General features: G+C 64.5%; 15 protein-coding genes, 3 rRNA genes and 1 pseudogene. 2 read left to right on the top strand and 17 right to left on the bottom strand.

The genetic code is table 11. From position 1 onward, the window contains the following. Positions 1-65: 65 nt before the first annotated feature. The 3 genes from OUO20_RS01640 to OUO20_RS01630 all read right to left on the bottom strand — a co-directional run bounded on the left by OUO20_RS01640 (position 66) and on the right by OUO20_RS01630 (position 2,416). A complete protein-coding gene (locus tag OUO20_RS01640) occupies positions 66-884 on the bottom strand; it encodes a pyruvate, water dikinase regulatory protein (protein WP_018770551.1) in 819 nt (272 codons plus the stop codon). Between the two features lie 95 nt (positions 885-979). Beyond that, complete coding sequence (locus tag OUO20_RS01635) at positions 980-1,789, bottom strand: slipin family protein (protein WP_018770552.1); 810 nt, start codon at positions 1,787-1,789, stop codon at positions 980-982. A 111-nt stretch (positions 1,790-1,900) separates the two neighbouring features. Then, positions 1,901-2,416, bottom strand: a complete 516-nt coding sequence (locus OUO20_RS01630; protein WP_395858370.1) for a DUF222 domain-containing protein — start codon at positions 2,414-2,416, stop codon at positions 1,901-1,903. A 432-nt stretch (positions 2,417-2,848) separates the two neighbouring features. On the opposite strand from OUO20_RS01630, the gene OUO20_RS01625 reads away from it, so the two are divergent. After that, positions 2,849-3,469 (top strand): hypothetical protein, encoded by a 621-nt coding sequence (locus tag OUO20_RS01625; protein ID WP_268002688.1) that lies wholly within the window; start codon positions 2,849-2,851, stop codon positions 3,467-3,469. Here OUO20_RS01625 and OUO20_RS01620 read toward each other — a convergent pair. The 5 genes from OUO20_RS01620 to OUO20_RS01600 all read right to left on the bottom strand — a co-directional run bounded on the left by OUO20_RS01620 (position 3,466) and on the right by OUO20_RS01600 (position 7,602). After that, on the bottom strand, positions 3,466-3,726 hold the full coding sequence (locus OUO20_RS01620) for a hypothetical protein (RefSeq protein WP_223994044.1): 261 nt from the start codon (positions 3,724-3,726) through the stop codon (positions 3,466-3,468). The genes OUO20_RS01625 and OUO20_RS01620 overlap by 4 nt on opposite strands. Before the next feature lie 174 nt (positions 3,727-3,900). Next, positions 3,901-5,001, bottom strand: coding sequence for a DUF2891 family protein (locus OUO20_RS01615; RefSeq protein WP_268002687.1), 1,101 nt, complete (start codon positions 4,999-5,001; stop codon positions 3,901-3,903). Between the two features lie 31 nt (positions 5,002-5,032). Next, on the bottom strand, positions 5,033-6,004 hold the full coding sequence (locus OUO20_RS01610) for a DUF979 domain-containing protein (protein WP_018770558.1): 972 nt from the start codon (positions 6,002-6,004) through the stop codon (positions 5,033-5,035). Continuing rightward, entirely contained in the window at positions 6,001-6,714 is a 714-nt protein-coding gene (locus tag OUO20_RS01605) for a DUF969 domain-containing protein (RefSeq protein ID WP_018770559.1), read from the bottom strand. Before OUO20_RS01605 ends, OUO20_RS01610 begins: the two co-directional genes overlap by 4 nt. Positions 6,715-6,924: 210 nt before the next feature. Further along, positions 6,925-7,602 (bottom strand): GntR family transcriptional regulator, encoded by a 678-nt coding sequence (locus tag OUO20_RS01600; protein WP_056393210.1) that lies wholly within the window; start codon positions 7,600-7,602, stop codon positions 6,925-6,927. Positions 7,603-7,671: 69 nt separating this feature from the next. Here OUO20_RS01600 and OUO20_RS01595 point away from each other — a divergent pair, with 69 nt between their 5' ends. Continuing rightward, positions 7,672-8,649, top strand: coding sequence for a prenyltransferase/squalene oxidase repeat-containing protein (locus tag OUO20_RS01595; protein WP_235509864.1), 978 nt, complete (start codon positions 7,672-7,674; stop codon positions 8,647-8,649). Positions 8,650-8,656: 7 nt separating this feature from the next. Here the strand turns inward: OUO20_RS01595 and OUO20_RS01590 are convergent, their stop codons facing one another. The 9 genes and pseudogenes from OUO20_RS01590 to OUO20_RS01550 form a co-directional block, all read right to left on the bottom strand. After that, positions 8,657-10,405: an acetyl/propionyl/methylcrotonyl-CoA carboxylase subunit alpha gene (locus OUO20_RS01590; protein ID WP_056393207.1), complete on the bottom strand. Its 1,749-nt coding sequence runs from the start codon at positions 10,403-10,405 to the stop codon at positions 8,657-8,659. Then, positions 10,398-12,067 (bottom strand): annotated as a pseudogene (locus OUO20_RS01585) (5-oxoprolinase/urea amidolyase family protein). Before OUO20_RS01585 ends, OUO20_RS01590 begins: the two are co-directional and overlap by 8 nt. A gap of 1 nt (position 12,068) precedes the next feature. Then, positions 12,069-12,827 (bottom strand): LamB/YcsF family protein, encoded by a 759-nt coding sequence (locus tag OUO20_RS01580; protein ID WP_018770564.1) that lies wholly within the window; start codon positions 12,825-12,827, stop codon positions 12,069-12,071. 178 nt (positions 12,828-13,005) lie between these two features. Further along, positions 13,006-13,857 carry a phosphotransferase gene (locus OUO20_RS01575; protein WP_268002686.1) on the bottom strand — a complete coding sequence of 284 codons (852 nt, stop codon included), beginning with the start codon at positions 13,855-13,857 and terminating at the stop codon, positions 13,006-13,008. A 131-nt stretch (positions 13,858-13,988) separates the two neighbouring features. Continuing rightward, positions 13,989-14,105: ribosomal RNA gene (gene rrf, locus OUO20_RS01570) — 5S ribosomal RNA — on the bottom strand. 172 nt (positions 14,106-14,277) lie between these two features. Next, positions 14,278-17,406 (bottom strand): 23S ribosomal RNA (locus tag OUO20_RS01565). A gap of 511 nt (positions 17,407-17,917) precedes the next feature. Continuing rightward, positions 17,918-19,440 (bottom strand): 16S ribosomal RNA (locus OUO20_RS01560). The 16S, 23S and 5S rRNA genes sit together here, the layout of an rRNA operon. A gap of 663 nt (positions 19,441-20,103) precedes the next feature. Beyond that, complete coding sequence (locus tag OUO20_RS01555) at positions 20,104-20,838, bottom strand: excalibur calcium-binding domain-containing protein (RefSeq protein ID WP_268002685.1); 735 nt, start codon at positions 20,836-20,838, stop codon at positions 20,104-20,106. Positions 20,839-20,904: 66 nt separating this feature from the next. Continuing rightward, a complete protein-coding gene (locus tag OUO20_RS01550; RefSeq protein WP_056389444.1) occupies positions 20,905-22,293 on the bottom strand; it encodes a GmrSD restriction endonuclease domain-containing protein in 1,389 nt (462 codons plus the stop codon). Positions 22,294-22,328 lie beyond the last annotated feature (35 nt).

The raw sequence follows: 22,328 nt of genomic DNA, 5'->3' as shown, positions 1-22,328 counted from the left end.
ACAGTGGCAGGTCTGCAGCGCACTTTCCACATGATGTGCGCTACGCCACGTTTGTGAAATGGCGGCTAGTGCTTGAGGTTCATCCGCTGCAGGATGGTGGCCGCCATTTCCTCCACGGAGACGGTGGCGGAGTTCAGGTACGGGATCCGGTGGGAAACGTACAGCTGCTCGGCGCTGCGCAGCTCAAAACCGCACTGCCGCAGGGATGCGTAGGGCGAGCTGGGGCGCCGTTCGGTACGGATCTGGCTCAAGCGCAGCGGGTTGGAGGACAGGCCGAAACACTTCGACACGAAAGGCCGCAGCGGCTTGGGCAGCCCGTCCCGCTGGAAGTCTTCATCCACCAGCGGGAAGTTCGCCGCGAAGATCCCGTGCTGCAGCGCCAGGTACATGGTGGTGGGCGTCTTTCCGCACCGGGACGGGGCCACCAGGATCACCTGGGCCTTCTCCAGCGCACGCAGGCTCTGCCCGTCGTCATGCTCCATGGCGTACTCGACGGCGGCCATCCGGGACTGGTAGCGCGCGGCGTTCCCCAACCCATGCGCCCGGCCCGGCTCACCGCTGGCAGGGGTGCCCAGCGCCTGCTCCAGGACCCCCACATGGGTGCCGATCAGATCCACGATCACACCGTTGCAACCGCCAAGGATCTGCCGTATTTCGCTGTTGACGGCGGTGGAAAACACGAGGGGCCGGGGCCCGGCGGCAGCCAGGCCGTCGATGGTGCGGACCACGGACCTCGCCTGGTCGGGGGTGGTGATGAAGGGAATGGTGACGCGGTCGAAATTGTCCACCGGGAACTGCGTCAGCAGTGTATTGCCCAGTGTTTCCGCGGTGATGCCGGTACTGTCCGACAGGAAGTAGACAGGCCGTAGAGCAGCAGTGGTCATGGCACGACTTTAGCGGCCGCCGCGGTTCCGCACCGAAAAGTCGGGGCATGCCGGGTGAGGTCCGCTCCTTGGCTGCGCGCGGGTCAGGCCGCCGGTCAGGCCGCCTTTACAGGTGAGGGGCCGGCCGCGGACGCCGCCTGGTTCTCGCGCGCCAGGAATGCGGAGAGTTCGCCGATGGTGCTCATCAGCGGGGCGGGGAACACCACCGTGGAGTTCTTGTCCACCGCGATTTCCACCAGGGACTGCAGGTTGCGAAGCTGCAGTGCCAGCGGGTGGGCCATCATAGTGTCGGAGGCATCGCCGAGCGCTGCCGCGGCGATGGCCTCGCCTTCGGCCGCGATGATCTTCGCTCTCTTCTCACGCTCCGCCTCGGCCTGGCGGGCCATGGCGCGCTTCATGCTTTCCGGCAGTTGGATGTCCTTGAGTTCCACCAAGGTGACTTCCACACCCCATTCAACGGTGAGCACGTCGAGGATTTCGCGGATGTCGCCGTTAATCCGTTCGGTCTCGGACAAGGTCTGGTCCAGGGTGTGGCGGCCCACCACCTTCCGCAACGTAGTCTGGGCGATCTGGTCGATGGCGGAGGCCACGTTCTCAATGGCGATGACGGACTTCACGGCGTCCACCACCCGGTAGTAGGCCACGGCGGAGACGTCCACGCTGACGTTGTCCTGGGTGATGATGCCCTGCGACTGGATGGGCATGGTCACGATCCGGAGGCTGACCAGCGGCAGCCGGTCGATGATCGGGACAATCAGCCGCAGGCCCGGATCCCGGACGCCAATGACCCTGCCAAGCCGGAACAGTACGCCCTTCTCGTATTGCCGCACGATCCGGATGGACATTCTTGCAGCGATGAGAAGCAGGACAACGAGGACGATGACAACGATAGTGGTGGCGTCCACCAGGATCCCCTCCTGGTTACTCGAGTGGGACGTGCCGACGCCTGGGTGGCGCCGTGACAGGTGCCCTGCCTTTATTGTCCCACCAAAGGCGTGAGGGAGCCCAGGGAGGAGCTACCGGTTCCGCACATGGGGCCACAGCGGTGGCTTGTTGCCTCCTTGGAGGTCCTGGTTGCCGCCACCGGTGAGCAGGGCGGCGGAGAGCACGTCAGCGCGGAGTTGCGAAAGGGCCCTGTGCTCGTCCTGGCCTTGGAGTCCCCTGGCAATGGCGGTGGTGCGGTTCCAGACCGCCGAGGCTGTGGTGGCGGGCAGATAGGCGGAGATCCAAGCCATCCCGTCACAGTCCGGCGTGTACTCCACGCGCCGGTCCGCTGCACTCCTGGCGTGGCGTCCTTCCAGGGTCTCCGGGTGGTTGCGTTCGCGCCAGATGCGGGCTTTGGCCTTGAACCGGTGGGCCGGCATCTCTCCGACCGGGCAACCCCGGGCCGGGTTGCGCGTGTCAGGATCCAGGAAGTGCGCTTCCAGGGCGGCTGCGCCTGCAGAGTCCAGGCTGGCGGTTTGGTCCACCATGGTCCGGGCATGCTGCCAAGAGATATGCCCGGAGCGCAGGGCAGCAAGAGTTAAGGGCAGCGAACTGGCCAGTGCATATGTTTAGGCCAGCAAAGCACCAGCCGCGCGATGACTGATCGCCAGTACGCACGCTACCTCCGCCGCCACCGCCATCACATCCAGGCAGCCGTCGGCCAGCATTTTGGCGGGCGGGATTGACCGGGTCAACGGGGGTCCCGCGCGTCCCGCGGGCCGGCAAACCGGAGGCTAGACTGGCCGGGTAAGGACGGATTGGGGGATCCATGGCGGCGCTGCCGCTGTTCCGCTGGTCGGTCGCAGCCAGCGGACCCAAGGATCACCGTGACCTTCTTCCAGGACTTTCCAGTACCTCCGCTCCCACCGAGGCCGAGGTCTCAACGGTACGTCCCGCCGCCATGGGCGGGCGCCCCAGTCTACGAGCTGCCGTCCGTGGTCCACATCGGCAGGTTTGTGTCCAGGACTCCGTGGAGGGTGGTGGCGGTCAAAAGTGTGGACGTGTTCTCCACCGGCTGCGTGTTCAACCTGTCCTGGCTGTTCCGCCGTGACCAGCAATCCGACGAAGACTGGGCCGACCTGCAGCACCTCTTCTTCCAGCCGGGAAGGGGCATCCGCAGTGGCCGCGGACAACAGACCGGCCTGATGTTCGGCGTCCAGTTCCCCGATGGTTCCAAAGCCAGCACCGGCACCCTGGGTCCCCACGGCTTCGTGGAGCGTGGCCAGGAACCCGAACCTCCGGCGCTGGTCCTGAACAATGGCGGCGGCGGTGGCGGAGAGGATGAGTTCCAGGGCACCGGCTCGCTCTGGCTCTGGCCGCTTCCCCTGCCGGCAGCCTCCGCCTGGTTTCCCAGTGGACCGATTTCGGCCTTGAGGAAACGTCCATCATGCTCGACGGCGGGAAGTTGCGGGATGCCGCAAAGGCAGCCCAGCAGTACTGGCCGGAGGAGGGCAGCAACCATGGGTGACTTCACAGGCTTGGTCCTGTTTGTCCTCTTCGGAGCGGTCTTCTTCTACATCCTCTACGGCGTCATCCGCGCCGCAGTCCGGGACGGAATCGTCCAGGCGGATGAGCGCCACGCGGACCGGCGTCGTACCTAAATCGAGGACACGATGCTTCCGTAGCCCTGCAGGAACATCCGGCGCCCCTGGCCTTCGTCGGTCCACACCCAAATGACCGAGTAGTCGGACGTGACGGCGTCCACCACACCCGTGCCGGCCAGGGTTCCCTCGGCGAAGCGGACCCGGTCCCCCACCGCCAGCCGCGGGTGCCTGGTCCGCTTCCTCCTGGGCCGAAGCGTGGTGGACTCCTCTGCTGTTGCGGGGTCTGGCGGGCAGGTCGTGAGCTGCTGGCGCATGGGATTCCTTGGGCTCGCGGGCGGATGGTCAGCTCATTACAACCCTGCCCGCTGCTCCCAGGTCACGCACTCCGCGCGTGGTGATGCAAGACTAGCCCGCCACCGGCGTGGCATGCACCCACCAGACGCTCCGAACGGAGTGTGACTGGTGAGGGCGCCACGCCAGCCCGGGAATCAGTCGAGTTCAGCCACCGATCCCAGCGCATCCCACGCGAAGCTGGCCAGCCAGTGCGTGGACATGAAGTCGCCGCTTTCCAGTCCGGACAGCCCGGCCTTCAGGAGCGGGTCCAGCGCGTCGGACAGCACGGCCGCGGCGGCCGCGGCTTCCGGGCCGCTGGATTGACGAAGCGTGGCGATGATCCGTGCCACCTGTCCCGCGCGGGTCAGGTTCAGTCCGTGCAGGTGCACCAGGTAGCCGTCGGTCTCATCCGTCACGCTCACCGGCTGCAGGATGCGCGATGCGGTGGACAGCTCCGGCAGGAACCCCGCGAACCACCCGGCGAACTCGTCCGCGGAAAGCACGCGGCGCATCAGGTCCGCCTCGCTCAGGCCCGCGGAGAGGAAGTCCTGGCCGCTGAGCTCCCAGTCGCCCGGCCAGCCGCGGTCATTGGCAAACCAGGTGCGCGCCGCGTCCTCGCACGCTTTGGCGGCATCAACCCTGCCCAGGGAGCGGAAGGCATCCAGCATGTACCCCACACCGAACGCGGCGTTGGTGTGCAGCCCGTGCCGGACGGGATACTGCGCCTTGGCCATCCAGGCGGCGCTGAGCTCCGCCACGGCATCCACCAGGGGTTCCAAAGCGGTGCCCCATTCGCGGATCTCCGCATCCGGGGAGGCGGAGCAGGTGGCGGCCAGCCGCATCAGCCAGGCCCAGCCGTAGGGCCGCTCCCAGGACGGGTTGGCCAGCAGGTAGTCCCGTTCCACTGCCAGCTTGGCCGGGGTCAGGTTGGCGCCCAGGGCTGCCCGGAGCGACGCCTCGGTGGCGGCATCCACCCAAGCCGCCGTGCCGCCGTCGGACGCTCCTGTCGCGGTAGTCGCAGCAAAGGGTGACCCGGGAGTGCCGCCCACCAGGCTCACCCCCAGCCAGTGCATGTGCACGCAGGAGTGCCAGTCGAAGGAGGTATAGAAGGCGGGGTGGATCTGCTCGGGGGTTGGCCGGTCGTCGGCTGACACCTGGGTGTGGTGGGCCGAGTGCGGGAAGGGCTCGGAAAGGTTGCCCAGCACCACGGCCGCGTAGTCCGGTGCCGCCTGTGCGCGAAGATCGTTGTCCATCATGCTCCTTTGAATGGCAGGGTCTGCGGAAGGGTTAGTGGAAGGCCAGGAAGTACATCAGCGCGATGTTCACCGCCAGCAGCGGGATGGCCGTGCCCACCTGTGCGGCGATGACGCCGTATTTGTTGTCCATTTCCAGCAGCGCGGACGGCACCAGGTTGAAGTTGGCTGCCATGGGCGTGCAGAGCGTGCCGCAGAAGCCGGCCAGCATGCCGATCGCGAAGACGATCGCGGGGTCACCGTGGAACGTCTCCACCAGCACGGGCCAGCCGATGGCAGCGGTCATGATGGGGAACGCAGCGAAGCCGTTGCCCATCAGCACGGTGAACAGGAACATGCCGATGCAGTAGACCAGCACGCCGGCGATCAGTGAGCCCTTGGGCAGCAGGCCGGAGGCGAGCGTGCCCACGGCGGTGCCCACGCCGGCTTTGGTGAAGAGGATGCCCAGCGTGGTGAGCATCTGGGGCAGCAGCGCGGCCCAGCCGATGGATTCGAGGATCCGGCGGCTTTCGAAGATGGGCGTGGCCGGGTTCTTGGGCTTGAGGATCACCAGGGCCACGACGACGGCAGCCACGGCGCCGATGGCCAGGGCTACCAGCGTGGTGTTCTTGGGGTCCAGCAGCGGGGTGCCGCCGATGGACAGCAGCGGGGCTGCGAGCACCAGGATGACGGTGACCAGGGGCAGCGTCAGGGCCGGGATGAAGAGCTTGTTGCCGAAGCGCTTGGCGAAGGCCTCGCGCTCGTGGCCGGTGGAGGTGCGGTGCTTGCCGTGGCCCAGCAGGCCGGTGGAGGCCAGCACCACCAGGACCAGGACGGCGATGCCCAGGATCCAGCCGGGCGCCGTGCCGGCCTGGACCCAGGTGCTGTAGAAGAAGCACAGGCCCAGCAGGCCCCAGAAGGAGGAGCTGCCCCAGCGGCGGGGGTGGTTGGTGTCGGCGGCAATGAGTGATGCCCAGGCGACGAACAGAAGGCCGATCAGCCAGTAGACGGCTTCAACGTTGATCATTTCGCTTCTCCTGCGGTTTCCTTCTGGGCGGTGAGCTCGTATTCGCGGTATTCCTTGTCCAGCTGCTTGTCCAGGCGCAGGAGCCGGAAGCCGTGGATGAGGAAGGCCGCAATGGCGGTGGGGATGGCCCAGAGGGCCAGCTGGAGCGGTTCCAGGTGCAGGTGGTACGTGGTGTCCACGAACGTGGTGATCAGCAGGATGGAGCCGACGGCGACGAACACGTCCTCGCCGAAGAACACGCCCACGTTGTCCGCGCCGGCGGAGTGGCCCTTGATCTTCTCGCTGATCTTGTCCGGGACGTGCCCGTAGCGGCGCAGCGCTGCGCCTTCGGCCATGGGGAACACCAGCGGGCGGACGGTCTGGGCGTGGCCGCCGATGCTGTTCAGGCCGACGGCGGCGGTGATCTGGCGGACGGCCAGGTAGCCGATCAGGACCCGGCCTGCCGTCAGCTTGGCGAGCCGGCCGATGAGGACTTTGGCCTGTTCCTGCAGCCCGAAGAACTCGATGATTCCCACGACGGGCAGCACGGCCACGAAGATGGTGACCGAGCGGCTGCTGGCAAAACCGGTTCCGAACGAGTCGAGGATCTGCGCGGGGTTCATGCCGCCCAGAAGTGCGGTGACGATGCCCGCAACGGTGACGACAATCAGGGGGTTCAGGCGGATGGCGAAGCCAACGATCACCAGCAGCACCCCGATGAGTACAAGCATGATTATCCCTTCCCAGGGGACCCGTGACGGGTCTGCGAAAGTGGGGGCCGGCGCGTCCGTGAGTGTGGTGGTGGGAGTGACGGCGCCGAGGGGCGGGAGCCCCGGACACGTTAGGGCTGCAGGGTTAAGTGAGCTGCAGAACAACGGTGTGATCTAAAGCATAGCTTTTTGTTCAACAATCCTGCAACCCCCTTTTTGGGGAAGGGTTGGCTAGCGGCCGACGGCGGCGAGCAGCTGCGCTTCCGCGCGGTCCAGGTAGGCGGCCAGGAAGTCCGCTGCCGCGGCCAGTTCGCCGGCTTCCAGGAGGTCCACGATCCGGGCGTTGTCCTCCACGTAGGGCTCGTGGAAGGCAGGGTTGGCCGCCATCGAGTGGAACACCAGGCGCATCTCGGCCAGCACCTGGTCCATGAGGCTGTTGAGCCGCTCGCTGCCGGAGCGGTCAACGATGGCGCGGTGGAAGTCCTGGTTGGCGCTGGCCATGCCGGGGATGTCGCCGTCGGCGGCGGCCGCCCTGGCGGCCTTGATGATTGCCGCCAGGGGCTCCAGCGGGGCATCGCCGGACCACAGGACCGCCGCGGGCTCCAGGAACCGGCGCACCCGGTAGATTTCGCGGATGTCGTCTGCCGTGGGGTGGGCCACGAACACACCACGGTTGGGGATGCGGGTCACGATGTGTTCGGCATGGAGCGCCGTGAATGCTTCCCGCAGGGTGTTGCGGGACACGCCGAGGGCCTCGCGGAGGGCTTCCTCGGCGAGCTTTGATCCGGGAGCCAGCTGGCCGGCGGCGATGCGGCTGCGCAGCTGGGCGGCCACCCAGAGGCCCGTTTCGGCGTGCTTTGTGGTCCTGGCCTGGGCTTGGAGATCGGCCAGTACCTCGTCAAACGTCATGGCACCACGATATCGGGCAGGACAGCGGTGCCCTGTCCGCACCGGACGTATTCCGCCATCATGGTGACCATGACGTGGCTTGACGGCCTCCGGTTCGACCCGATCGCCCCGCTGCTGTCCAGCGGTCACCCCGCCGTGCGCTCCTGGGCCGTCCGCGAGCTGGTCCCCGGACCGGGAGGGCTGCCGGCCACCCCGGCGGCCGATGAGGCACTCTGGGACCTTCCGGTCCCGCGCCGGATCCTGCGGCACCAGGCGGCGGACGGGTCGTGGGCCTATCCGGGAAGACGGCCCCGGGACCGCATGGATTACGACCTGCTGGAGACCTACCGGCAACTCGGGTTCCTCGTGGAGATGTTCGGGCTCACCCGCCGGCATCCGGCCATCGCCGCGGCCGCCGGTTATGTGCTTTCACACCAGTCCGAGCCAGGTGACCTTCGGGGGATTTACGGCAACCAGGTGTCTCCCAACTACACGGCGGCCCTCATCGGGCTCCTGTGCAAAGCGGGGTACGGCGACCACCCGCGCGTGGAACGCGCGTTCAGCTGGCTTGAGGCGTCGCGGCAGGACGACGGCGGCTGGGCCCTTCCCCTCCGCACCCGGGGGAGGAAGCTGGACGCGCTGGACGAGCCGCAGACCATCACCGGCGATCCGTCGCAGCCGTTCTCGCACCTGATCACCGGGGTGGTGCTCAGGGCCTACGCGGCCCATCCCGCGCACCGCGCAAGCACCTCCGCACAGAAGGCCGCGGAAATGCTGGCGGGCCGCTTCTTCGAGCCGGACGCCTATCCGGATAAGGGCCGCGTCTCCGACTGGACCGAGTTCTGCTTTCCCTTCTGGATGACGGACCTCGTTTCCGCCCTCGACGCGATCAGCATCATCCACCCCGGCCTTCGAACGGAAAAAACCGGCCAGGCGCGCGACTGGCTGGCCGCGCACCAGGAGCCGTCAGGGCTCTTCACCGGCCACCTGCTCCGGGACAGGTTCCACGACCTCCAGCTCTGGTTCAGCCTGGCGGTGTGCCGCGTGTTCGCGCGGATGCCCTCGTGAGGTGCGTTCAGGAAATGGTGGTGAGCACCTGCCCGGGCCCGACGGCGTCTCCGGCCGCGGCGTACAGCTCACCGACGGTGCCGGCGCGGTGGGCGGCCACGGCCGTCTCCATCTTCATGGCTTCGAGCACCAGCACCGCTTCGCCTTCCTCGACGCTGGCCCCGGGCTCAGCCAGCCACTTGACCACGGTGCCGGCCATGGTGGCCAGCAGGTCGCCGTCGTTCTTCTCCGCCGCAGCCTCCCCGCCGTCCTGCGGAGCCGCTGCGCGTCCCCTGCCGCCGCCGTCGAGCAGGGAATCCAGCAGCGCCTTGGGGAGTCCCAGCTCCATCCGCTTGCCGTCCACCTCGATGCCGATGGTCCGGCGGGGCTCCTCCGGCGCGGCGGGACTGAAGGCCGGATCCGCCTCAAGGGCGGTGGTGAATTCGTTTTCGATCCAGGTGGTGTAGACGCCCAGCGTGTCCGTCCGGGTGAAGTCCGGCGCGTCCACCACCGCGCGGTGGAACGGCAGCACGGTGGCCAGGCCGCCGATGCGGAACTCCCGCAGGGCGCGGCGGGCACGGCGGAGCGCCTGCTGGCGGTCCGCCCCGGTCACCACGAGTTTGGCCAGCAGGGAATCGAACTGCCCGGGGACCACCGAGCCCGAACGGACGCCGGTGTCCACCCGGATCCCGGGACCGGTGGGGGCTTCGAAGGTTTCCACGGTGCCGGGGGACGGCAGGAAGCCGCGGCCCGGGTCCTCGGCGTTGATCCGGAACTCAAAGGCGTGCCCGCGCGGCTCCGGGTCCTCGAGGATGGGAAGCTTCTCCCCCGCCGCGATGGACAGCTGGGCGGCCACCAGGTCCACCCCGGAGGTCTCCTCGGTGATGGGGTGCTCCACCTGCAGGCGGGTGTTGACCTCCAGGAAGCTCAGGAAGCCCGTGCCGTCCAGCAGGTACTCCACGGTGCCGGCACCGACGTAGCCTGCCTCGCGGCAAATGGCCTTGGCCGAGGCGTGGATGGCGGCCCGCTGCTCAGCGGTGAGGAAGGGGGCGGGGGCTTCCTCCACGAGTTTCTGGTGGCGGCGCTGCAGCGAACAGTCGCGGGTGCCCACCACCACCACGTTGCCGTGCGTGTCCGCGATGACCTGGGCCTCCACATGGCGCGGCCGGTCCAAAAACTTCTCCACGTAGCATTCGCTCCGGCCGAAGGCGGCCAGGGATTCGCGGACCGCGGAGTCGAAGCTTTCCTCGATGTCGGCCTGGTCCCGGACCACCTTGAGGCCACGCCCGCCGCCGCCGAACGCCGCCTTGATGGCCACGGGAAGGCCCACCTGTTCGGCGAAGGCGCGGACCTCCGCGGCGCTGGCCACCGGTCCGTCGCTGCCGGGTGCCAGCGGGGCGCCGGCCCGGACCGCCACCTCGCGGGCGCTGACCTTGTCGCCCAGCAGCCGGATGGTCTCCGGGGAGGGGCCGATCCAGGTCAGGCCGGCGTCGATTACGGCCTGGGCGAAGCCGGCGTTCTCGGACAGGAAGCCGTAGCCGGGGTGGACGGCGTCGGCGCCGCTTTTCGCCGCAACGGCGAGGAGCTTGTCGATGTCCAGGTAGGTTTCCTGGGGCCGGGAGCCTGACAGCGAGTAGGCCTCGGTGGCGGCGGAGACGTGCAGCGCGTCGGCGTCCGGATCGGCGTAGACGGCCACGCTTTCCAGGCCTGCATCGTCGCAGGCCCGGGCGATCCGGACGGCAATTTCGCCGCGGTTGGCAATGAGGACTTTACGCATGGGGGCTTTCCTTAGGTGTTTCGGGCAGTTCTGCCGGAGGAGCTGCGGCGGTGAACCGGACGGTTGTGCCCGGGGGAAGCTGGGCGGCCTTGTCCAGGTCGGCATGGACGACGACGGCAATCACCGGGTACCCGCCGGTCACCGGGTGGTCGGAGAGGAACAGGACGGGCTGGCCTTCCGGCGGCACCTGCACGGCGCCGCGGACGGTTCCTTCGCTGGCGAGTTCGCCGTCCCGGCTGCGGCTGAGCGGCTGGCCGTTGAGGCGCAGACCGATCCGGTTGGACTTTGGCGTGACGGTCCATTCCTGGGCCAGGAAGTCCTGCAGTGTGTCGGTGCTGAACCAGTCCTGCCGGGGTCCGGGGACCACCCGCAGCACGGTTGCCCCGTCCTGAATCGGAAGGGGGACACTTCCGGGTGGCCCACCACGCTGCCCGGTTTGGCGGCGTGCACCGGCAGGATGGTTCCCGCTTCGAGCAGCTCGGGGCCGATCCCTGACATGGTGTCCGTGGAGCGGCTGCCGAGAGCATCGGGGCCACCGAGTCCACCGCGGACGCCGATGTAGGAGCGGAGCCCTGCCGTGGGGGTGCCCACGGTCAACCTCTCCCCCGCCAACAGCGCGAAGGGGGCGTCGCACGCTGGGTGCCGCGCCGCCGTCGTCCGCTGGATGTCCTCTTTTGAGTCTGCCCCCGGTGTGATCTGCAGCGGGACGGCCGCTCCGGCGACGGCCAGGACCTGGTCGGTGAGGGCCTCGAGTTCGAGGCCGCCGAAGAGGAGTTCGATGCCGGCTGCGCCTTCGGCGTTGCCCACCAGGCGGTTGGCGCGGCGGAGGGCTCCGCGGTCCATGGCGCCGGCGCTGCTGACACCCAGCGAGGCGAAGCCCGGCCGGCCCAGGTCCTGGACGGTGGCCTGCAGCCCCGGTTTGCGGACGGCAAGGCCTGCGTTCCCCTGGTGCTCTGCCGTCCGGTTGGCGGGGACTTTGGGCCGTTCCGTCACGATGGCGTGGCTGCGGACGGCCTTGAAGCGGACGGTATCGCCGGGGCGGATGAGGGCGGGATTTTCCCGGTCCAGGTCCCACATGGCGGCTTCGGTCCGGCCGATCAACTGCCAGCCGCCCGGCGACTGCCGCGGGTAGACGGCCGAGTACGCGCCGCCCAAGGCCACAGCGCCGGCGGGCACGGCCGTGCGCGGGGATCGGCGCCGCGGGACTTCGAGGCTGGGGTTTTCGCCGCTGAGGTAGGCGAAGCCCGGTGCGAATCCGGCAAAGGCTGCGGTCCAGAGCTGGCCGGCATGCGCGGCCACCACTCCCTCACGGCCCAGTCCGGTGAGCGACGCCACCTCGTCCAGGTCCTCGCCGTCGTACACCACGTCGATGGTGACCAGCGCGCTCTCGGTGTCCGCTGGCGCCTCAAGGTCCAGCCCACGGACGTGCGCGGCCAGGCTGTGGACTGCCTGGGGCGAATCCGCGGTGACAAGGACGGTTGATGCGGCTGCGATGACGTCGATCTGGCCCGGCTGCGGGTGTGCGGTCAGCTGCGCCTGGAGGCTGAGGACGGCATCGAGGGAGGACAGCTCCACCAGGATGGCCTGGTCACCCGCGCGCCGGATCCCGGTCAGCTCCGGGCGAGGGGCAGTGGCGGTGCGCTGCTGCTGCGTGGCGGCCATGCTAGGCGAAGCTTTCGATCCGGATGCCGGCGTCCACCAGTGCGGCACGGACGGCGGCAGCCATTGCCACGGCGCCGGGGGTGTCACCGTGCAGGCAGATGCTTTCGGCGTGGACGGGAACCAGCGATCCGTCGATGGCGCGGACTACGCCGTCCCCGGCCAGGCGCAGGACGTGCTCGACGACGTCCTCCACCTTGTGCAGCACGGCGCCGGGTTCGCGCCGGGAGACCAGGGTGCCGTCCGGGTTGTAGGCACGGTCAGCGAAGGCCTCGGCCACGGTTCGCAGGCCCGCGGCTTCGGCCTGGCGCTGGATCTCGGAGTTGGGGAGCACCATAAGGGGCAGGGTGGGGTCCACTGCGAGGATGGCTGCCACAACGGCCCCAGCCTGCTTCGGGTGGGTGACGATGGTGTTGTAGAGCGCGCCGTGCGGCTTGACGTAGCGGACGGCAGTGCCGGCGGCGAGGGCCACGGCCTGGACTGCGCCGATCTGGTAGACCACATCGGCGGTCAGCTCGGCCGGGGTCATGTCCACGAAGCGCCGGCCAAAGCCGGCCAGGTCACGGTATCCGGGGTGTGCGCCCACGGTGACGCCGGCCTTCACGGCGGCCTGGCAGGTGGCCATGATGCCTACGGGATCGCCGGCGTGGAAGCCGCAGGCCACGTTGGCGCTGGACACGCTTTCAAAGATGGCCGCGTCGTCACCGAAGGACCAGTTCCCAAAGGACTCGCCGACGTCGCTGTTCAGGTCGATGCTGGGCATTGTGATCTCCGTCTCGGATTGCTGTTCATCCAAGAATGCCCTAAAAACTCGGATTGTTCAACAATCCGAAGCCCCTATTACCCTTCCTACCCGTGACGCGCCATCACATCCTGCGGGTTTTCCATGATGCGCCATCACATAATGCCCTCCCGGCCACATCGCCGGGGAACGGCATCCCTTAGAAGGTGTCCAAGGCGTCACGGAGCATCCGGAGGCCCTGTTTCTCAAACTCCAGATCACCAACCTGGTAAGCCCACGCGGCTGTGGCAACGGCTTCCCGCAACTGCATAACGCTCCAGAGCCTACTGTGCCTGGGGTCCGAACCGTAACCCGCGAAGAAGGCTGACTGCAGCTGCGGAGCCGTACGCCATTGCTGTACGGCAAGTCGACAGAAATCGCTGGCGGCCGGCCTCAACTCGTATCTGCCAAAGTCGATGACCTTTAGGACTTCTCCGTCGAGGAGCCAGTTGCGCGGCTGCCAGTCACCATGGGTCGGGACAACAATCACCGGCTTCGGCTTGTAGGCGCCCAGTATGGCCCTCGCTTTTTCCGCGGCGCGGCTGTCGATGCGGTGGGGTTTACCTAGCCAGGCCAGGGCCTTGGTGGTGGCTGCCTCCTCATAATCCGGATCGCGATGCGCGGCCTGGTCATGGAAAACACGCAGCACAGCACCGGCTTGGACGTATGTTTCAGGCGCGTATTCGGCTTCAGTGCCCTCTACCAGGCAACCTTCCAGATACTGCGTGACCAGGATATTCAGGGCGCGGTCCGCGAACCTGAGCTTCGGCGCACAGTTCCGGCGGGCCAAGACATGAACGGAGGATTGGTGGGCTGCAATCTCACGCTGTATGTGGTGGTTGGAAGGGCCTCCGGCCTTGATCACGTACCTGTGCTGACCATGCTCCACCGCGAGCACCACGGTTTCGACGATGTTCCAGGACAGGTCATCCAATAATCGGACGCCCGGGAGCCAGGCTTCCACGAGCTCTGCCTGCCCAGTATTCAGCAGGTTGCGGTGCCAGGAATCCATTCCGGCAGAATATACGGTCCGGCGGCACTGCCGTTACAGCCACTACGCGCTGATGCCTCCCTGATCAAACCGCGAGACGTGCTTAAATGTGGGAGGCCCCAACCTGGTGGTTGGGGCCTCGACCAATGTGTGTCCGGCGGTGACCTACTCTCCCACACCCTCCCGGGTGCAGTACCATCGGCGCTGTGGGTCTTAGCTTCCGGGTTCGGAATGGGACCGGGCGTTTCCCCCACGCTATGACCGCCGTAACCCTTGTACCCGCCCGCCCGGTATTTTGTTCGGGGGTGGGAAGACTCGTGGTTACAACATTGTGGTGTTGTTATTCAGTTGTGTTGGTTCCATGCCGTGACAACCCCGGTGTTGGGGGGTTGTTGGTTGGGAACCACATAGTGGACGCAAGCAGAGTTTGTATGTATCTGTGTGGTGTAAGTTGTTGGCCTATTAGTACCGGTCAGCTTCACGAGTCGTTAGTCCTCGCTTCCACATCCGGCCTATCAACCCAGTGGTCTGGCTGGGGGCCTCTCACACCCGAGGGTGTATGGAAATCTCATCTCGAAGCGAGCTTCCCGCTTAGATGCTTTCAGCGGTTATCCCATCCGAACGTAGCTAATCAGCGGTGCACTTGGCAGTACAACTGACACACCAGAGGTTCGTCCGTCCCGGTCCTCTCGTACTAAGGACAGCCCTTCTCAAATTTCCTGCGCGCGCAGCGGATAGGGACCGAACTGTCTCACGACGTTCTAAACCCAGCTCGCGTACCGCTTTAATGGGCGAACAGCCCAACCCTTGGGACCTACTCCAGCCCCAGGATGCGACGAGCCGACATCGAGGTGCCAAACCATGCCGTCGATATGGACTCTTGGGCAAGATCAGCCTGTTATCCCCGAGGTACCTTTTATCCGTTGAGCGACGGCCATTCCACAATGTACCGCCGGATCACTAGTCCCGACTTTCGTCCCTGCTCGAGATGTCTCTCTCACAGTCAAGCTCCCTTGTGCACTTACACTCGACACCTGATTGCCAACCAGGCTGAGGGAACCTTTGGGCGCCTCCGTTACTTTTTAGGAGGCAACCGCCCCAGTTAAACTACCCATCAGGCACTGTCCCTGACCCGGATTACGGGCCGAAGTTAGATGTCCAAAGTGACCAGAGTGGTATTTCAACGATGACTCCACCCGAACTGGCGTCCGGGCTTCAACGTCTCCCACCTATCCTACACAAGCCACTCCGAACACCAATACCAAACTATAGTAAAGGTCTCGGGGTCTTTCCGTCCTGCTGCGCGTAACGAGCATCTTTACTCGTACTGCAATTTCGCCGAGTTTATGGTTGAGACAGCGGGGAAGTCGTTACTCCATTCGTGCAGGTCGGAACTTACCCGACAAGGAATTTCGCTACCTTAGGATGGTTATAGTTACCACCGCCGTTTACTGGGGCTTAAATTCTCAGCTTCGCCTTGCGGCTAACCGGTCCTCTTAACCTTCCAGCACCGGGCAGGAGTCAGTCCGTATACATCGTCTTGCGACTTCGCACGGACCTGTGTTTTTAGTAAACAGTCGCTTCCCCCTGGTCTCTGCGGCCCCGATCCCCTCCACACCGCAAAGGGTGTATCAAGGTTGGGGCCCCCTTCTCCCGAAGTTACGGGGGCATTTTGCCGAGTTCCTTAACCATAATTCTCTCGATCGCCTTGGTATTCTCTACCTGATCACCTGTGTCGGTTTGGGGTACGGGCGGCTAAAACCTCGCGTCGATGCTTTTCTCGGCAGCATAGGATCACCAAATCCCCCCAAACGGGGGTCCCATCAGATCTCAGGCACCATGAGTGGCGGATTTGCCTACCACTCGCCCTACATCCTTAGACCGGGACAACCATCGCCCGGCTCGGCTACCTTCCTGCGTCACACCTGTTAATACGCTTGCCTCCCGGGATCAGGTCCTGCGCTCCACCAAAACCCTCACACCACAAGGGCGCTCGGGCAGGCTTCGGGCAGTTAGTATCCCCCGCTCAGCATGGGCGGTTTTTCGCCGGTACGGGAATATCAACCCGTTGTCCATCGACTACGCCTGTCGGCCTCGCCTTAGGTCCCGACTTACCCAGGGCAGATTAGCTTGACCCTGGAACCCTTGATCATTCGGCGGACGGGTTTCTCACCCGTCTTTCGCTACTCATGCCTGCATTCTCACTCGTGTAGGCTCCACCGCTGGTTTACACCGCGACTTCACCGCCCACACGACGCTCCCCTACCCATCCACACGCCTGAACCACAAGGGCTTAGCTAAAATGTGAATGCCACAACTTCGGCGGTGTACTTGAGCCCCGCTACATTGTCGGCGCGGAATCACTTGACCAGTGAGCTATTACGCACTCTTTTAAGGGTGGCTGCTTCTAAGCCAACCTCCTGGTTGTCTGGGCAACTCCACATCCTTTCCCACTTAGCACACGCTTAGGGGCCTTAGTTGGTGGTCTGGGCTGTTTCCCTCTCGACTATGAAGCTTATCCCCCACAGTCTCACTGCTGCGCTCTCACTTACCGGCATTCGGAGTTTGGCTGACGTCAGTAACCTTGTAGGGCCCATTAGCCATCCAGTAGCTCTACCTCCAGCAAGAAACACGCAACGCTGCACCTAAATGCATTTCGGGGAGAACCAGCTATCACGAAGTTTGATTGGCCTTTCACCCCTACCCACAGCTCATCCCCTCCATTTTCAACTGAAGTGGGTTCGGTCCTCCACGACGTCTTACCGTCGCTTCAACCTGGCCATGGGTAGATCACTTCGCTTCGGGTCTAGATCACGCCACTCACACGCCCTATTCAGACTCGCTTTCGCTACGGCTGCCCCACACGGGTTAACCTCGCGACGTAACACTAACTCGCAGGCTCATTCTTCAAAAGGCACGCCGTCACCAGAATCAGACTGGCTCCGACGGATTGTAAGCACACGGTTTCAGGTACTGTTTCACTCCCCTCCCGGGGTACTTTTCACCTTTCCCTCACGGTACTGGTCCGCTATCGGTCATTAGGGAGTATTTAGGCTTATCAGGTGGTCCTGACAGATTCGCACGGGATTTCTCGGGCCCCGTACTACTTGGGATACTCTCACAGGCGGTACAAACACATTACGGTTACGGGACTAACACCCTCTCTGGCCGGCCTTTCAAAACCGTTCACCTATGCGCGCACATCACACCCCACCAGCCCGGCAGAACTGGTATGGAAAGTCCCACAACCCCGACCATGCAACGCCCGCCGGCTATCACACATGGAACGGTTTAGCCTGATCCGCGTTCGCTCGCCACTACTAACGGAATCACTATTGTTTTCTCTTCCTGCGGGTACTGAGATGTTTCACTTCCCCGCGTTCCCCCCACGCACCCTATGTGTTCAGGTACGGGTCACCGAGTCACTCGCGCGCTCGGCGGGGTTTCCCCATTCGGACACCCTGGGATCACAGTCCGGTTATCGACTCCCCCAGGCTTATCGCAGATTCCTACGTCCTTCTTCGGCTCCTAATGCCAAGGCATCCACCGTGTGCTCTTAAAAACTTGACCACAAAGATCAAAAACATTTCTCGAGAGAACCACAGAAACCAACCACACCCCAACACCCAAAGGGCATCAACAGCGCAGCCAGATCCAGGTTCATTAATCTTGGAAATTGCTTCTTATACAAGATGCTCGCGTCCACTATGTAGTTCTCAAACAACAACCCCACACCACACACCCCACACACCCACAACAGGCGCACGGAACGTCACGGCAGGGAAACCAGAAACAAACAAACCCGAGGGAAAACCCCCGGCCCTGTTGCCTCAGGACCCAACAGTGTGCCAAACACTACCCAGCAACCCAAACCAGCCGCGTTCCAGAACACCCGCCCTCCCCCGAAGAGAAGAACAAAACATTCGTACTAACCAAACCGGTCCGTGCCACCAGGCACCTATTTGTTGATATTCCACCCATGAGCACCCGCCACGGAACAATCGTCCATGCTGCGGGCTTGCTTCCTGACAACCCCCACACCGGCATTCACCAGCACAGAAGAGTTGGAGGTGCTCCTTAGAAAGGAGGTGATCCAGCCGCACCTTCCGGTACGGCTACCTTGTTACGACTTAGTCCCAATCGCCAGTCCCACCTTCGACAGCTCCCTCCCACAAGGGGTTAGGCCACCGGCTTCGGGTGTTACCAACTTTCGTGACTTGACGGGCGGTGTGTACAAGGCCCGGGAACGTATTCACCGCAGCGTTGCTGATCTGCGATTACTAGCGACTCCGACTTCATGGGGTCGAGTTGCAGACCCCAATCCGAACTGAGACCGGCTTTTTGGGATTAGCTCCACCTCACAGTATCGCAACCCTTTGTACCGGCCATTGTAGCATGCGTGAAGCCCAAGACATAAGGGGCATGATGATTTGACGTCGTCCCCACCTTCCTCCGAGTTGACCCCGGCAGTCTCCTATGAGTCCCCACCATCACGTGCTGGCAACATAGAACGAGGGTTGCGCTCGTTGCGGGACTTAACCCAACATCTCACGACACGAGCTGACGACAACCATGCACCACCTGTAAACCAGCCCCAAAGGGGAAACCACATTTCTGCAGCGGTCCGGTTCATGTCAAGCCTTGGTAAGGTTCTTCGCGTTGCATCGAATTAATCCGCATGCTCCGCCGCTTGTGCGGGCCCCCGTCAATTCCTTTGAGTTTTAGCCTTGCGGCCGTACTCCCCAGGCGGGGCACTTAATGCGTTAGCTACGGCGCGGAAAACGTGGAATGTCCCCCACACCTAGTGCCCAACGTTTACGGCATGGACTACCAGGGTATCTAATCCTGTTCGCTCCCCATGCTTTCGCTCCTCAGCGTCAGTTAATGCCCAGAGACCTGCCTTCGCCATCGGTGTTCCTCCTGATATCTGCGCATTTCACCGCTACACCAGGAATTCCAGTCTCCCCTACATCACTCTAGTCTGCCCGTACCCACCGCAGATCCGGAGTTGAGCCCCGGACTTTCACGGCAGACGCGACAAACCGCCTACGAGCTCTTTACGCCCAATAATTCCGGATAACGCTTGCGCCCTACGTATTACCGCGGCTGCTGGCACGTAGTTAGCCGGCGCTTCTTCTGCAGGTACCGTCACTTACGCTTCTTCCCTACTGAAAGAGGTTTACAACCCGAAGGCCGTCATCCCTCACGCGGCGTCGCTGCATCAGGCTTTCGCCCATTGTGCAATATTCCCCACTGCTGCCTCCCGTAGGAGTCTGGGCCGTGTCTCAGTCCCAGTGTGGCCGGTCACCCTCTCAGGCCGGCTACCCGTCGTCGCCTTGGTAGGCCATTACCCCACCAACAAGCTGATAGGCCGCGAGTCCATCCAAAACCACAAAAGCTTTCCACCAACCACCATGCGATGGAAGGTCATATCCGGTATTAGACCCAGTTTCCCAGGCTTATCCCAGAGTCAAGGGCAGGTTACTCACGTGTTACTCACCCGTTCGCCACTAATCCACCAGCAAGCTGGCATCATCGTTCGACTTGCATGTGTTAAGCACGCCGCCAGCGTTCATCCTGAGCCAGGATCAAACTCTCCGTTGAAGTAAAACAAAAACAGACACAACCACAACCACCGGAAATAACGGCAGAAACAGCTGCACAAAATTTGAAACCAGCTAAAAACACCATGCACACCACGGGGTGGCGGCACAGCACAATCAACCAATTACATACATAATCGGTATCAACAAACTTGGCACACTATTGAGTTCTCAAACAACAGACACACCCGGCACCACCCAAACCAACGTCCAGGCTCGCTCCGGAGCAACTTTCCAAACTTACCCGGTTCCAACAAGCTTCGCAAATCAGCGTTACCGCGATCCACTCCACTCGAAAACCAGCCCCACCCGCGTCCGGCACGCCAAGAGGCGAACCATTTCCAGGCCGTTCAGTAAGGGGTTTGGCCGCTATCTTTCCGCTTCAGCGGCGGCGACTCAGAAAACAATACCCGCCCCCACACCCAACCGCAAATCGACCCCCTAGCGGGTGAAGATCCGCGGAATCCCGGGGCAGGAACGGCCGTCGGGGCACCCAAGCGGCCTCCCGCCGTCGTAATTCCCTGGTGTGTGCTGCCGCACATGCTGTCTGGCCTCCCCCATCTCCGGCCCCGACCTCAATTCCCTCGGTTGGCCCTTAAGCCACGAGCCGCGGATACCTCCGGAAAGGAGGATCCGCGGCTCGTCTTAGCACTGCCCCGCCTGGCTAACGCTCGCAGGCGACGCCGTCGCCGTCGCGGTCAAGGGAAGAGCTGTACCCCGCCTGTCCCCTGTACAAAGGCGCCGCACCCGCGGCCTTGGCTGCAGTGCAATTGGCGTAGTAGGCAGCTGCCGGAGCCTGCACGGGGGCTGGTGCGGCAGGAACTGCCACAGGAGCAGGTGCGGGAGCCTGCGCGGCCTGCTTGGCAGCTGCATCCCGCGCAGCCTGGTCGGCGGCAGCCTTCGCAGCGGCTGCCTGATCGACGGCGGCCTTGTCGGCAGCGGCTTTCTCAGCGGCCGCCTTCGCAGCAGCAGCCGCCTTCTCGGCCGCGGCCTTGTCAGCTGCCGCCTTGTCGGCCGCAGCCTTCTCCGCCGCAATATCGTCAAGGCTCTTGACGCCGAGATGCACCGTGGACCCCTTGTCAGCCTTTGCACCGTTGGCTGGGTCCTGGGTGGTCACCTGCCAGTTGCTCTTGACCATGATCGACTTGCCGTGGGCCGTGTCCTTGGCATCAACTTCAAACCCAAGGTCTTTCAGCTGGTCCGTGGCCTTGTCCAGGGCCAAACCCGTCACGGACGGAACGGTGACGGTCTCGATCGTTTGCGCAACAGCGGTTGCGGCTGCTGCAGGCTGCGTCGCCGCCTGCTTGCCGCCGCAGCCCGTCAGCATGAGGCCGGCAAGCACAGCCAGAGCCAGCGTCTTCTTCAACCTGCCGGCGGCAGGCATGGGACTTGTTTTCATGATTCCCCCTAGGAATGCGTGTGATGGTGTTGAAATCGCGTCCGAAGAGTCCGGACAAGAACGGGCCTACTCGCAGGCGATGCCGTCGGAGTCGCGGTCCAGTGCGGACCGGTAGCCGGCCTGGCCGGCGTAGAGCGGCGCAGCTCCCGCAGCCCTCGCCGCAGTGCAGTTGGCGTAGTAGACGGCGGCAGGTGCCGGTGCGGCGGGAGCAGGTGCGGGTGCAGCCGGCGCAGGTGCCGCCGGGACAACGGGCGCGGGCGCCGGAGCGACCGGTGCCGGTGCGGGGGCAACCGCCGCCGGAGCAGGAGCAGCCGCGGCAGGCGCCGGTTCAGCCACCGCCGGTGCGGGAGCCGGGGACTGTTGGCTGGTCGGAGCCAACTGTCCGGAGCAGTCACCGAGGATGCGGGCCATCGCGTCGTGCTCCGCCTGTGTCACCCACAGCCCATATGTCGCCTTCACCGAGATCTGCCGGGCCACATACTCACACCGGAAGGGCTTGTTCGGGGGCAGCCAGGTGGCCGCGTCGCCGTCGCCCTTTTGCTGGTTGGTGGGGCCGTCCGTTGCCTGGAGATTCAGCGGATCATTCGCGAACGCCGTCCGCTGCTCGGTGGTCAACTGCTGCGCGCCCTTCTGCCACGCGTCGCTCAGCGCCACCACATGGTCGATCTGCACGGCAGTGCTGGTCCCCGAGCCACGGACAAAACTGATGGTCTTGCCCGTGTAGGGATCCGCCAGGGTCCCTGTCTGGACTTTGCAGGGAACACTGTTCGTGTAAGTGATGCCGGTGAGGTCCCGCCGGAGGATGTCGTTGCGGGTATCGCAGCCATTGCGGTCCACGTCCAGCCACGCCTGGCCGAACTGCGCCCGGTCATACCCCGTTTTCGGCGCCCGGCCCTTGATGGAAAGGGTGGCCAACAGATCGACCGCCTTCGTGGCGTAGGCCGGCTGCGCGTTGGGTGCGGTGGCGGTGACGCCGGCGGCAAGGACGGCCGGGTTCTCCGGGTCCAGCGGCTCACCAGTGCTGTCAGCGGTGGGAGTGGGCGTGGACGACGGCGAAGCCGTGGCTGTGGCGGTTGGGCTCGCTTTGGCGGACGCCACCTTGGCGGCGCTCTCCGAGGAGGCTGCCTCCAGGTCTGCGCTGGCAACGTGCGGCAAGGCGACGGCCCCGCCGATGAAGAGGGCGAGGGACGCGGCGATCGCGATGGCGCCGGCCTTGCGTTGCGCCGGGAGCCAGGCCCAGGAGCGCCGCCCTGTAAGCAGGACATAAAGGCCGGTGAGTGCGGTTGAAATGCCCAGGAAAACCAGGGCTCCGCCCACTCCGCCGCTCAGCGCGCCCAAAAGCATGAACAGTGCGGTGATGCCGGCAACAATAAACGTTGAAATGCGTGGTTTCCGCGGCGGCTTCGGTGCCGCCGCAGGTGGAACAAACCCGAAAAGGGTGTCGTGGTCGGGCATTCTTTCCCCATTTTCACGGGGTCCCCATAAGGGGA

Source organism: Arthrobacter sp. FX8 (assembly GCF_026723805.1).
Taxonomy (GTDB): domain Bacteria; phylum Actinomycetota; class Actinomycetes; order Actinomycetales; family Micrococcaceae; genus Arthrobacter.
This window is presented reverse-complemented; position numbering and strand designations above follow the sequence as displayed.